The organism is Legionella sp. (assembly GCF_047605385.1).
Classification (GTDB): Bacteria; Pseudomonadota; Gammaproteobacteria; order Legionellales; family Legionellaceae; genus Legionella.
This window is the reverse complement of the sequence record NZ_JASGFU010000021.1, coordinates 1-13,712: the sequence shown is the minus strand read 5'-3', so window position 1 is coordinate 13,712 and position 13,712 is coordinate 1. Positions and strand designations below refer to the sequence as shown.

Here is a 13,712-nt window from a genome sequence, read left to right as displayed (position 1 = left end):
TGATTAATGCGGATTTTAACTTGTATCGTGTTACTTTTTAGCTTGGTTGCTTGTAATAAGCCATCATCAAACACACTAGTAATCGGCGCTATTGCTGGGCCAGAAACTGAATTGATTGAAACGGCTAAAGAAGTAGCCAAAAATAAATACAATTTAGATATTAAAGTGGTGTCATTCAATGATTACAATTTGCCTAATGAAGCGTTGCAGGATGGCAGCTTAGATGCTAATGTATACCAACATTTACCTTATTTACAAGCAGCCATCACAGCGCATCATTACACTATTGAACCTATTGGCAGAACTTTTGTGTACCCAGTCGGTATTTATTCTAAAAGATATAAAGAGTTAAAAGATCTTCCTGAAAACGCCACAATTGCGATTCCTAATGATCCTAGCAATGAAATGCGTGCCCTACAATTGTTGGAGAAAGGGCATTTAATTACTCTAAAAAGTACTAATAACACTGGCTTACAAGACATTGCCGATAATCCTCATCACTTCCTATTTAAAGAAATGGATGCCGCCCAATTGCCTCGTGTATTGCCTGATGTTGACGCCGCAGTAATTAATACAACCTTTGCATTGCCCGCTGGATTATCTCCTTCTCATGATGCCTTATTTATAGAAGATAAAGATTCACCTTATGCCAATGTTATCGTAATCCGCAGCGACAGTCCTAAAAAAGAACAATTAGAGCTGTTTGTTAAGGCACTGAATTCAGAAGAAGTTAAAGAAAAAGCAAAACAATTATTTGGAGATGCAGCTATTCCAGCTTGGTAATTCTCCAATAATTATATCACCCAAGAGTTATTAGAAATCACATTTAGCTTAATTCTACCTTAATGGAATAATGCTATAATTTATCTAAACTAATATTTTAGAGGTAGAATTATGCCAAGTTTTTTTCAGTATGTTCGAGAAATGTTATTATCCGATCCATCGTACAGTAACTCCAATTCTAATAAGATTTCTGAACGAGCTGCAATAAATAAAATCATAGGTGATTCTATGCCTTTTCCAGAGCGTTACTCCCCACAAGCCCAACAGGCGCTCTTAACAGAATATCAGCATAATATAGGCCTCCCCAAAGGCACTACCTTTAGTGCTGAAGCATATAGCGTCTATACCAAAAACAGAGCCGGGGATTTTTCGGATCTAGAAAATGCAACTACCCCATCTGATGTAATCAAAAAACTTAAAGAAAGCAAGAATCCAGAAAAACAAAATGCTATCAATGCAGTGCAATCTGGTCTTAATGAAGTACTGCAATTATCAGATGATTATCAAAAAGCGCAAAATATTTATGAAGGAAATATAGGAACTTTTAAACAGTTACTTGAAAAGGTACCCAATGAGCGTCAAGCTTCTAGTCTTATTGATACTATGAGATATACTGTCGATGAAGGTAGAAAAGGAATTGAAGCCCAGCAAAAACTAGAAATTCAGCGTCTAGAAAAGAAATTTACTGATGATAATGCTTTTAGGGAAAATATTAAAAAAGCGCTTAATGTCTCTGATGCTCAACTGCCGAATGTAAAAGAGAGCATCCAAAAAGATTTGCAAGAAAAACATAAGCAAGCCTTGGCTGATTTTGATAAATCCACTCAAGAGTCACTTAATAAACTTCATAATGCTTCTCAAAATGAATTAAAAGCATTTTTACTCATCGCCAGTTTGCACAAAGACAATGCAAACATGCGTCGTATAATCGAGCGTATTGCTTTTGAAAACAAAATGAAACTAGGGGAAGCTATTGATCAAAGACTGCAAGTGCATGTGACCCCAGACAAATACTCCATTACTTCAGTAAAATTAGAACAACTTGAGGTTATTCAGACCTTAGGTGGTAAGGAGATAAAGCAAAAATATAAAGATCCGCTCAAAAAAATTTCTTATGATCCGCCTGTATTTGAATTAACACTAGACAAAAGAATTACTAGTCCTTACTACTACTTTCGAGATAAGGAAGAAGATGATTTGCTTACTTTGGCACAAACAGTACGTGCTTCAGGAGCAGATGGCATCATGTTCACCCTTAGTGACTTTGGCAATCAAGAAATAGCAGAAAAAAGAGCACGTCAAGCATTTGAAGCAGCACTTAAATGTGGATTTCCTCCTGACAAAATTAGATTAAATGTTAACGGCAAAATGCTGCTTGCTTTTGATGCCATAGAAAAAGATGAAAAAGACGGTAGAAAGTATGATTCAATTAAAGAAAAGCTGTATAGAGGTAGAGAACATGAACTTCAAGCAATTCTTAGTCGGGCTGAAGCTATTCGTAAAGAATTAGAAGGAATAAAACCCATTCAAAAAGCATCCAACAAAGATGATTTAGCTGCGATGAAAAAAACAATGGAAGAGCTCAGACTTAAAGGCGAAGAAAAAGCTAAAGAAAAACCTCAAGAAAACGTAAGCCTTGAGACGAAATCAATACCAGAAGATGACGAAGAGCAAGAAAAATACCAGATTAAATAATTTGAGTTACTTCCTTCAAGTTCTTGGTTCTCTTGATTCAATGCAAGAGAACCACAAATTTACTCTCTCAGACGACTATGCTTAAAAAATTTCACTACTCCTCCTGATTAAATTCTGTTATTTTATAATGGATTAAACGGACCTAATGCTAAGGAGTGGCTATGAGTACTCGCGGTTTTGATGAAGACGAAAATGATCAAGAAGATTTTAGTGCCAGTGCAACGATAACAACAGAAGCAAATCCCTCTACAAAATTAGAAAGACGCAGAAAAATAGAAGATTTATTTGAAGAAAAGCGGTTAAAAGAAGAGTTAGCTGAATTTGGTTAAAAGTCAGTGATCAGTCCTCCTGGGTTATAACTGTTGGTTTCTACCCAGGTTCCAAAGCCATGGCAATCGCACTCAATTTTGAAGTATTAAAAAATTAAATAGCTCGCGCAAGCGCTCATTCACGTGAACGTTTACCTGCCCGTTTGCGTTCCCGAAATAATGTTGCCCCCAGTAACTACTTTTCAGTACGAACTTGTGCCCATGGATGAACGATTACAGACGTCTTGGCATTTATTATTGAAGCCCTACATCAGTGGGCTTCTCCTCAAAAAAATTTAGCTGTTTTGCAACCCGTGTGAACGGTTAATGGCGTCAACTTAAGGCTATTTCCTCTTTCTCTCTGTCATTAAGTTAAGGAAAATCGTAGGTTGGGCCTTGGCCCAACAATAGGTTATGATGATACCAGTTGGGCCAAGGCCCAACCTACAACTCTATTTAAAAATCCTTAAGTTGACGCCATTGTGTGAACGGTTACCAGAGAAATAGATAAAGCACTTTATAAGGAACGCTTTCTAATCGAGGCTTTTTTCTCTAAATTGAAGCATTTTCGCAGAATTTTTTCTCGCTTTGATAAAACTACTTACGCTTTTTCTGGATTTTTGCATTTGGCGGGAGCCCACATATGGATGCGGTAGAAATTTTCACAGAACCTAGCAAAATAAATATCAAAACGTATCGTTTTACCAACAATAAACGCATCTGCTGCTAATAAGGGTTTCTTATTCTGCGGCCATTTAACCACAACCCGTTGCTTAACTCGTTTTACCGCCATACCAATTAAGTCTAAGGCATCTTCATCTGCACCAATCATTTGCTGTAAAGCCTGCATTTCTTTTTTTACCAACGCAGATTTACTCCGCTCAGGATGCATAGGATCGATGTAAATTACATCGGGATAATCCTCTGGCCTTAAAGCATCTAAAAATGCATAAGCACTTCCCTGATGCAACGATAAAGGTAATTTCTGTTGTTGCTCAGTGCTATGCCGCAACGCATCAGTTAATAAAGCAGCCATAACTGGATGACGCTCAATCATCAGCACCTCCGCACCACAACTGGCTAATACAGCCGCATCTCTCCCCCACCCTGCGGTTGTATCAATAATTTTCAAACCCGAACTAGGCTTACATGCACGTACTAACCCTTGTTTTTTTCCTTCTTGTTTTCTCTTATTCCAGCTGGCCGCTTCCAGCTCAGGATAGAGTAAAGAAAAGTGTGGAATTTTTAAAGTCAGCCGTTTTGTTGTCACAAAAAGACAAGGATTCGCCTCCTTGTCTAAAGTAAAATGAAGTGATTCCGCAAGAGATTGTGCTTTATCTCGTAGGCTTTCATGCTCATAGCCTACGATAGAAATATCCATCATGAGAGCTGTAACAGAGAAATATCGGCGACACCTTGCAATAAATCCTGCAAGCGTACCAATAATGCTAAACGATTAGCTTTTATCTTCTCATCATCTACCATGACCATCACCTGATCAAAAAAAGCATCTATAGGCTCTTTTAGGCTAGCAAGCAACTTTAACAAAGAACCATATTCTGCAGAAAAATATAAAGGCTCTACAGATTGTTCTATTTTATTGATATGAATGTATAAAGACCGTTCAGCGCCTTCTTCCAGAAATTGCTCATCGACCTCAACAGAGAGAGCTTGTTTGCCGGCATGATGCAGCAAATTATTTACCCGCTTACATGCAGCGGATAAAGTTGCTGCTTCTGATAAATTTACAAAACTTTGTAACGCATGTAACCGCTTGTTTAAATCATAAAACCATTCATCTTGACGCGCTCGCGCTGCATGAACTAAATCCACACTAAAGCCTTGCCCCTGATAATAAGACTGCAAGCGCTCGAGAATAAATGATTTTAAGTTACTTATTAAATCAGGAGCGATTGTTAGTGAATTACCATAATGAGTCACTGCCTGTTCAAGAAGAGTACTAAGATTTAGTGGTGCTGAAGTAGACACTAACATACGAACTACTGCCAAAGCGTGGCGTCTTAATTTAAAGGGATCTTTTACTCCAGAAGGTTTTTGACCAATGGCAAAAATACCCACTAAAGTATCAATACGATCAGCTAAAGACAAAGCAAGACCTAAATCAGATTGAGGCAATTCATCTGCAGCAAAACGAGGCATGTATTGCTCATTTAAAGCGTGTGCTACAGCAGGTGCTTCACCATCATTAAGCGCATAATAATACCCCATCAACCCTTGCAACTCTGGAAACTCCCCAACCATACCCGTCATTAGATCGCATTTACTTAACTCAGCTGCGCGTTGTGCTTGTTGCAAAGGTAAGTTCAACATCGAGCTTAAATCAGTCATTAACGCTTTAATACGTAAGGCCTTATCCTGCAAGCTACCTAGCTTTACTTGAAAAACAACCTGTTCAGTTGCCAGAATATGCTGGCTTAAAGGTTGCTTTTTATCTTGTCTATAGAAAAAAGCCGCATCACTTAGACGAGCACGCATCACTTTTTCATTACCTAATATCACCTGCTGTGGATTCTTACTGACAATATTAGAAACCGTTATAAAATGCGGCAGTAACTTACCTTGAGCATCTTTCAAAGCAAAGCATTTTTGATGCGATTGCATGGAAGCAATTAAAGATTCTGCTGGAACCTCAAGAAACTCTTCTTCAAAATTGGCCAGCAAAGCTTGTGGCCATTCAACAATAGAAGTCACCTCATCCAACAAATCTTCAGGCATTACTGCTGTAGCCTGCTTGGACAGGGCTAACTGCTCGACTTGCTCTTTAATAATTTGCTTTCTCAGTGCAAAATCAGCAACAACAAAGCCTCCCTTCAGCTGGTCTTCATAACTTTTTGCAGACCTAATCGTAATTGCCTGAGGATAATGGAAACGATGCCCACGACTGTCTTGTCCAGTTTTAATGCCTAAAATCTGATGCTCAATGATTTCATCACCATACAGCATGACTGCCCAGTGCACCGGTCTTGCAAATTCATCATCACCAGCTCCCCAGCGCATGGGTTTTGCTATTGGTAAGGCCGCTAAAGATTGGCTGACTAAGAGTGGTAATAAATCTTTGGTTTTGTTACCGCTAGTTTGCGTCTCGAAGACAATCCAATCACCCTTATCTGTACCAATTTTGGTAAGCTTATCTAACGCTACACCGCAAGATTTAGCAAACCCCATTAACGCCGATGTTGGATTACCCTCTTTATCATAAGCAGCAGCAGCAGCCGGGCCACGTCGGGTAATGACTTGTGGGCGTTGTTCCTCTTGTAAATCACTAATCACTAAGGCAATGCGACGTGGTGTAGCGAAATGTTTCACTTGCCCATAGCTTAATTGTGCTTTGTCTAAAGCTGCGATCATTTGGTTAGCAAATTCATCAGCCAAAAGCCAAACAGCACCGGAAGGCAATTCTTCGCATCCTAATTCAAATATAAAATCTTTGACCATTACACACCTTTTGCCATTGGAAAACCCAAAGCTTCGCGTGCTTCATAATAAGCTTGCGCCACTGCTCTGGATAAGTGCCTTACTCGTAAAATATAACGTTGCCTTTCAGTAACTGAAATGGCTTTACGTGCATCAAGAAGATTAAATGAATGCGATGCCTTAATGACCATTTCATACGCTGGGAGAGGCAATTGTAAGGCAATCAACTTTTGTGCTTCACGCTCATAATAATCAAATTGTCTAAATAACTCATCGACATTCGCATGTTCAAAATTATATGCCGACATTTCCACTTCATTTTGGTGGAATACATTGCCATAAGTCACAATACCATTTGCCGTTTTGCTCCAAGGCAAATCAAATAAATTATCCACACTCAAGATGTACATTGCCAAGCGCTCTAAACCATAGGTCAACTCGCCAGTAACAGGCTTGCAAGGTAAACCACCTGCTTGTTGGAAATAAGTAAATTGCGACACCTCCATACCATTTTGCCACACTTCCCAGCCTAAGCCCCAGGCACCTAAAGTCGGCGACTCCCAGTTGTCTTCAACAAAGCGAATATCATCAGCTAAGGGGTCAACACCCAAAGCACACAATGAATCCAGGTATTTATCTTGAATATCTAATGGCGATGGTTTGAGCACCACCTGAAATTGATAATAATGCTGCACCCGATTGGGGTTATCTCCATAACGACCATCTGTTGGTCTCCTTGAGGGTTGTACATAAGCAGCAGACCATGGCTCAGGGCCAATAGCTCTTAAAAAAGTTGCAGGATGAAAAGTACCCGCTCCCACTTCCATATCAAAAGGTTGCAAGATAATACAACCCTGAGCAGCCCAATATTGCTGCAAAGTGAGAATAATATCTTGAAAGGTCATTGGTTTTGTCATGAAGATCTCAAAATTAGCACTGATTAACGCAGAATTTGTGCTGGTGACTATCAATTCCCACGTAGGTTGAGCCTGGCCTATTTGTTGAGCCAAGGCCAAACCTACAGTGTATCAGTTCCTATTTCCTCCTATTAAAGGAGAAGCACAATTCGATGTGCCACAGCCATGCAGCACATCCAATTTATCGATTAAATCAGGAATTACCCGCAGCTTTTTTAATTAATTCTTGTAGTGATTCTTCGCTTGCTGCACCGGGAACAAATGAAGGCTCAGAACCTACTTTAAATTGACCGTCTGGAGTAGAAGCTACGATAAATGCAGGAGTACCCATCAAATGTAATTTTTCAGCTAAAGCACGGTTTGCTTCTAATACATCAGTTACTTCTTTGCTGTCCATATCGGTTTTAAACTTCTTCATGTCTAAACCGAGAGACTTAGCAAGATCCATAATGATTTTATCATTTAAACGTTTATCAACGCTGATTAAAGCATTATGCATTGCTTGATATTTATTTTGCATGCCTGCAGCCAAAGCAGCTTTTGAAGCCAACTCAGAGCTCTTACCAAAAATTGGAAACTCTTTGTATACTACTCTTAAGTCACTGTCTTTTTTGATTAAGCCATTAATCACAGGTGACATCTTTTTGCAGTGAATGCATTGATAGTCAAAAAACTCAACAATAGTTACGCTTCCCTTTGGGTTACCAACAACTGTAGTTTTACCTTGGAATAATTGTTCTGGATTTTCTTTAATCGCAGATTGAGCTTGTTGTTGCATGTTTTGTTGTTGTTTTTGTTGCAACGCTTGAGAAGCTTCTAGTAATACTTCTGGATTAGCCACTAGATAATCATGCACAATCTTTTCAAATTCTTTTTTTTGTGCCTCAGATATCGAAGGAGCAGTATTGTCATCTGCCATTGCAGGTGATGCTAAAGATGCTGCAAGAGCTCCTACTGTTAATAGTTTTGTTAAGTTCACACAGTTCCCCTTAATTATAGTTATAAAACTAACTTCAAACGCACCCTAGCATCCACGAAAAAAAAATTCAATAGGGTCTGTTTATATTTCGCTAACAAGATTTTATGATTCTAACGCTAAATTGGCATAAGCTAATACCAGCCACTTCACACCATGCTCACGAAATTTAATTTGCACTCGAGTATGAGCACCACTCCCTTCTACAGCCAAAACCACACCTTGACCAAATTTGGTGTGAGTCACCCCTTGTCCCAAAGGTAAACCAATTTCTTGCGCTTGAGTTTTTACCATCACTTGCTCTTTGCTGCGAGAGCGCACTTGTGCTGATTGGAAATGTGCTTTAACACGTACTTCATCGAGTAATGCCTTAGGCAATTCACGTAAAAATCGTGAAGGGCGATGATATTCTTCACGCCCATATTGGCGTCTGACTTCAGCATAAGAGATAATCAATTTCTGCATAGCACGTGTCATACCCACATAACATAAACGTCTTTCTTCTTCTAACCGTCCAGGCTCTTCTAACGATTGCTTTCCAGGAAATACGCCTTCTTCCATTCCAACAAGAAAAACTATGGGGAATTCAAGCCCTTTGGCTGCATGCAGAGTCATTAAATGAACGGAGCTCTCATGATCTTCAGCTTGCATTTCTCCGGACTCTAAAGAAGCATGAGCTAAAAACGCATTCACCAAAGGTAATTCCTCCTCTGCGCTCTGTTCATAACGAAATTGTTTTGCAGCGTTAATTAACTCTTGTAAATTATCTAAACGTGATTCTGATTTGTCACCTTTAATTTTACCAAAATGAGCGTATAAGCCACTTACCTGGATCACTAAAGACAATTGCTCATCTAACTCCATATCAGCAGTATTGTGTTGCAGCTCTTCAATCAAATCAATAAACTTAGCTAGAGCAGAGCTCGCTCGCTGTGGCATTTGACCCGACTGTAATAAAGTTTTTGCAGATTGCCATAAAGAACATTGCTCTGACTTTGCATAACTACGGACATCATCTAATGTTTTTTCACCAATACCACGCGTTGGGAAATTTACTACCCGCTCAAAAGCAGTATCATCACCTGAATTAACCAATAAACGTAAATAAGCCAAAGCATCTTTGACCTCTGCGCGATCAAAAAAGCGTAAACCACCATAGATTTTATAAGCAATGCCAGCGCGCAATAAGGCTTCCTCAATTACTCGTGATTGCGCATTTGAACGATATAAAATGGCAATCTCATTCGCACTAACGCCTTGATTGATTTCCATCATAATCCGTTCACTCACAAAGCGTGCTTCTTCTAATTCATTAAAAGCATTAAACACAACAATTTTGTCACCAGCACTGCCCGCAGTCCACAAGTCTTTACCCATACGTGAGCTGTTATGAGTAATTAAGGCATTGGCAGCTTCAAGAATGGTTCCGGTAGAACGGTAATTTTGCTCTAAACGAATAATATTGGTGTCTTTAAAATCATTGATGAACTGGTGAATATTCTCAACCTTAGCCCCACGCCATCCATAAATGGATTGGTCATCATCCCCTACTGCTAAAACTGCAGTGTTATCACCAGCTAAAAGGCGAATCCACGCATATTGAATGGTATTAGTGTCTTGAAACTCATCAACGAGAATGGCTTGAAAACGTTGGCGATAATGCGCCAAAAGTTCAGGATTATCTCGTAATAACTCATGAGTTCGCAACAACAGTTCTGCAAAATCAATCACTCCTGCTGTTTGGCAAGCTTGCTCGTAGGCAGTGTAAATAGCAAGTAGAGTTTTACCAGGACCATAATTTAAAGTATGTACATGCTGCGGACGTACTCCTTCATCTTTACGCCCATTAATAAACGATTGTGCTTGTTTCACAGGCCATTGCTCTAAATCTAGATTTAAGGAAGCGATCACCCGTTTAATTACCCGTGCCTGATCTTCAGAATCTAAGATATGAAATTGCTCTGGCAAATTCGCCTCCTGGTAATGACGGCGCAACAAGCGATGGCATAATCCATGGAATGTTCCAACCCATAACCCTAAAACAGGAGTAGCAAGCATACTGTTCAAACGCGCTCTCATTTCACCTGCCGCTTTATTTGTAAAGGTGACCGCAAGAATTCCATGCGGTGACAAATGCTCTTCTTTAATTAACCAGGCAATACGACTGACTAAAACCTTAGTCTTACCACTACCCGCTCCAGCTAACACCAAAATATTACCTAAAGGTGCAGTCACTGCTTCGCGCTGTCGTTCATTTAGGCCTTTGAGAAGTACATCGGTCATAGAAGCTTATTCCAACAAAAAAAGAGAGGCTATTATCATCAATTTAAAGGATAAAAACAAAGAGTATTTGATGTACAATTTTAGCATATTACTTTCACGATTAGGAGCACGACCTCTTGCATAAAAGAGATTCCAAGCGCAAAATAAGAGAATTTGATAAGACTGATTCTTAAAGGATTAACATGCACTCCCTCTACCCAGCAATTAAACCTTATGCACATCATGAATTAAAAGTCAGTGATATGCATACACTTTATGTTGAAGAAACAGGTAATCCTGAAGGAATCCCAGTCATTGTTTTACACCCTGGTCCTGGAGCATGTAACACCGAAGGTTATTTAAGACGCTTTTATGATCCACAACATTATCGCATTATCCTTTTTGATCAACGCGGTTGTGGACGTTCAACTCCTCATATGGAAACACGTGAAAATAATACAGCTTTATTGCTCAGCGATATTGATACCTTAAGAGATTTTTTAAAATTATCAGAATTTGTTTTATCCGGTGGCGGTTGGGGTTCTTTACTTGCTTTACTCTACGCACAAAAATTTCCACAACAAATTAAAGCTCTTTTGCTACATCAAGTTTTTTTAGGCCGACAAGAAGATATTGACTGGTTCTACAAACAAGGAGCAAATTTAGTTTATCCTGATTATTGGCAAGAATTCATCCACCATGTCCCTGCGAATATGCTGAATGCAATTCCTGAATATTATGCGCAATGCCTGCAAGGCTCTAATGAATTAGCACGTATGGCTGCGGCTAAAAATTGGGCACTTTGGGAAGCACGTTGTTGCAGTTTGCATCCTCATTTGTACGTTATTGATCAGTACAGTGACCCGCATTTTGCCTTAGCTCTTGCTACCTTAGAATCTTATTTTGTCACTAATCATTTCTTTATTAGAGAGAATCAGGTTTTAGAGAATATCCACAAAATAAGACATATCCCTACTTATATTGTCCATGGGCGTTTTGATTTAATTTCCCCATTAGCAGGAGCTTATGAACTACACCAAGCAATTCCAGCATCCAACTTACGAATAGTTCGTGATGCAGGGCATTCCGATCGCGAATCAGGAATTATTGACGCATTAATCTATGCAACTAAAGAAATTTCCAAACAAGGGCCAGACGCATGCTGATTGTGGTTCAACGAGTCTCACACGCCAATGTTAACTATTTGCTGAACTGGAACGTTACTTAATTAGCCTGTAGCTTTGGTTAGAAGCAACAGACATATTTTTAAGATAGATGATATCACGTAAAAAATTGGATAAGACATCATGATAAATCGTGATGTTTTTTGCTTGGTAAACATTCAACCTCTTTGTAAATAAAAGAAATTTTTTATACAAAAGGGCTGAAACGGTTACAATTCATCTGTGCAATGATGGCCCAGTGACCTTGTTACAATGTTAACACTTGAGTGCCCTATAATTAACGACATGAAAATGATGTATTTGTATTTTCCATGTTTATTGCTCCTTTACTCAAAAGAAGTTTTTCAATAGGACTAGCCATTTGAGCATAATAAAGTGGCGAATTACCTTCTCTATCAGGCTGATTAAGAAGAAGGGATTCATTATTGACTATCCAAGATACCATGGCTTCATCTTCTCTAATAACTGCATGATGCAAGATGGATAATCCCTGATAGTCAGTAAGCAGAGGATCGGCTCCTTTTTTAATCAATAACTCAAGAGCGCTTTGATTGCCTACAGATGCAGCCCAAAGGAGAGGAGTTCTTTCTTCATCATCACGAATATCAAGATCTGTAACCTTACAGCAAGACTCCATTATGCCAAGAGAGCCGTGACAAGCAGCATAATGCAAGGGAACAAGAGCGCGGCTATCTTTCTTGGTTGCGACTCCTTTAACAGCGAGTAGCAAATCTACAACTTTTTGTTGCCGATTTAAAATGGCAATATGAATAGGATAGTGGAAAATATTATTTTCCCAAAAAACCAGCTCTTGGTAATCCTGAAGTAGCTCTGCCATAAGTTCATGAAATGGGCCCGCTGCCATTAAATGTAACAATGTATTTCCATCACCATCTTTCATTGTAAGCAACTTGGGTGACTTAAGCGCTCGAAAAATAGCTATCTTGCGCTGAATCAATCCCTCATCATAGGATACAGGGAGCATCAACGTGCTATGTATAGGAGACTGTCCTTGGGCATTTACTTTGCTCGGATCAGCTCCTTTAGCTAATAATGCGCACATACTAAATACAAAACCCTTGATAGCACTATAATGCAAAGGAGTCATATCATATTTATCTCCTTTATTAATTACCTTCTCGGAAGAAGCAGGTAATTCAGAAATAAATCGATCATAGCCTTGTTGTGCTGCATATTGAATAACATTAAGATGATTATATTGAGGCATTTTTTGGGCAAGATTTTCAGGGATCTGAGGTAAAAAATTATTCAGATAGTCAGAAGCCAATGTCAAATATTTTAGGTATCGCTCGGCATCAGACCCATGGTAACGTATATCTTGAGATATATGCTTATAACACCATTTTTCTAAGTTCAATAGTGAAGACTGATGTTCATATGTCGAAGTTAAATTTAGTTGTTTACATAATTTGGTAAATGTATTCATCATCATTTTTTATCTCACAAGTTGAGGGCGTGTCCTCATTTGGTTTTTATGTCATATTTTTAGGGTCTATTTACTATTATTACTTACAAGGATTTGAATCAACTTCCATATTTTCCTCTTCGGATATCGGATCTTCCATATCTTTATCCACATGCTCTGGTAACCTAAAAAATGTTAAATTTAATTTTTGTCCATTGATTTCATGCTTAATCATTTCTATCTCCTGAACGTTGGTGGCTGCCCTAATTTTAGTTTGTTGGATTACGATGAAGGACTCCATTGTATTTGTATCATTTTTATTTAATCCATAATGCCTCATATTTTCCAAAAGAGTACAACATACGGTTTTCTCACGCTCCAGAACGAATTTTTTTACTTCTAATAGCTTGGCATTCAAGTCTTTCTTTATATTGAGAAGTTCTTCAATGCGATTAGACTCACTAATTTTTATTCTTTGTGCGTTGATATACTCATTTTTTTGAGTATCATAGGCTCCTAAGCTATTAGAAGATAGCTGTTTTAAAAGTTCATCACACTGTGCTTTTTCAAATTGAAGAATTTCCAATAGCTTGGTACTCAGATCTTTCTTTATGTTGAGAAGGTCTTCAATGCGATTAGACTCACTAATTTTTATTCTTTGTGCGTTGATGTACTCATTTTTTTGAGTATCATAGGCTCCTAAGCTATTAGAAGATAGCTGTTTTA

The 13,712-nt window shown here is 38.7% G+C and carries 11 protein-coding genes and 1 pseudogene; 5 read left to right on the top strand and 7 right to left on the bottom strand.

Annotation, left to right across the window (positions count from 1 at the left end; genetic code table 11):
- The first annotated feature begins 6 nt into the window (after positions 1-6).
- From QM652_RS06780 to QM652_RS06765, 4 genes and pseudogenes are all read left to right on the top strand, one after another.
- A complete protein-coding gene (locus QM652_RS06780) occupies positions 7-783 on the top strand; it encodes a MetQ/NlpA family ABC transporter substrate-binding protein (protein WP_415074119.1) in 777 nt (258 codons plus the stop codon).
- 111 nt (positions 784-894) lie between these two features.
- Positions 895-2,478, top strand: coding sequence for a hypothetical protein (locus tag QM652_RS06775; protein ID WP_415074117.1), 1,584 nt, complete (start codon positions 895-897; stop codon positions 2,476-2,478).
- Between the two features lie 161 nt (positions 2,479-2,639).
- Positions 2,640-2,807 (top strand): PA3496 family putative envelope integrity protein, encoded by a 168-nt coding sequence (locus QM652_RS06770; RefSeq protein ID WP_415074115.1) that lies wholly within the window; start codon positions 2,640-2,642, stop codon positions 2,805-2,807.
- Between the two features lie 476 nt (positions 2,808-3,283).
- Positions 3,284-3,442, top strand: a pseudogene (locus QM652_RS06765) (IS5/IS1182 family transposase); the annotation flags it as partial.
- On the opposite strand, the gene QM652_RS06760 reads toward QM652_RS06765, so the two are convergent.
- From QM652_RS06760 to uvrD, 5 genes are all read right to left on the bottom strand, one after another.
- Positions 3,388-4,170 (bottom strand): class I SAM-dependent methyltransferase, encoded by a 783-nt coding sequence (locus QM652_RS06760; RefSeq protein WP_415074113.1) that lies wholly within the window; start codon positions 4,168-4,170, stop codon positions 3,388-3,390. The pseudogene QM652_RS06765 and the gene QM652_RS06760 overlap by 55 nt on opposite strands.
- Positions 4,167-6,242, bottom strand: coding sequence for a glycine--tRNA ligase subunit beta (gene glyS / locus QM652_RS06755; RefSeq protein WP_415074111.1), 2,076 nt, complete (start codon positions 6,240-6,242; stop codon positions 4,167-4,169). The genes QM652_RS06760 and glyS overlap by 4 nt, the downstream gene beginning before the upstream one ends.
- Positions 6,242-7,138, bottom strand: a complete 897-nt coding sequence (gene glyQ, locus QM652_RS06750) for a glycine--tRNA ligase subunit alpha (RefSeq protein WP_415074173.1) — start codon at positions 7,136-7,138, stop codon at positions 6,242-6,244. The genes glyS and glyQ overlap by 1 nt, the downstream gene beginning before the upstream one ends.
- A gap of 193 nt (positions 7,139-7,331) precedes the next feature.
- Positions 7,332-8,117 (bottom strand): DsbA family protein, encoded by a 786-nt coding sequence (locus QM652_RS06745; protein WP_415074109.1) that lies wholly within the window; start codon positions 8,115-8,117, stop codon positions 7,332-7,334.
- A gap of 102 nt (positions 8,118-8,219) precedes the next feature.
- Complete coding sequence (gene uvrD / locus QM652_RS06740; RefSeq protein WP_415074107.1) at positions 8,220-10,397, bottom strand: DNA helicase II; 2,178 nt, start codon at positions 10,395-10,397, stop codon at positions 8,220-8,222.
- A gap of 182 nt (positions 10,398-10,579) precedes the next feature.
- On the opposite strand from uvrD, the gene pip reads away from it, so the two are divergent.
- On the top strand, positions 10,580-11,542 hold the full coding sequence (gene pip / locus QM652_RS06735) for a prolyl aminopeptidase (protein WP_415074105.1): 963 nt from the start codon (positions 10,580-10,582) through the stop codon (positions 11,540-11,542).
- Between the two features lie 295 nt (positions 11,543-11,837).
- Here pip and QM652_RS06730 read toward each other — a convergent pair whose 3' ends face one another.
- Both QM652_RS06730 and QM652_RS06725 read right to left on the bottom strand, forming a co-directional pair.
- Positions 11,838-13,013 (bottom strand): ankyrin repeat domain-containing protein, encoded by a 1,176-nt coding sequence (locus tag QM652_RS06730; protein WP_415074103.1) that lies wholly within the window; start codon positions 13,011-13,013, stop codon positions 11,838-11,840.
- Positions 13,014-13,086: 73 nt separating this feature from the next.
- A partial coding sequence (locus QM652_RS06725) for a hypothetical protein (protein ID WP_415074101.1) occupies positions 13,087-13,712 on the bottom strand: 626 nt, incomplete at its 5' end.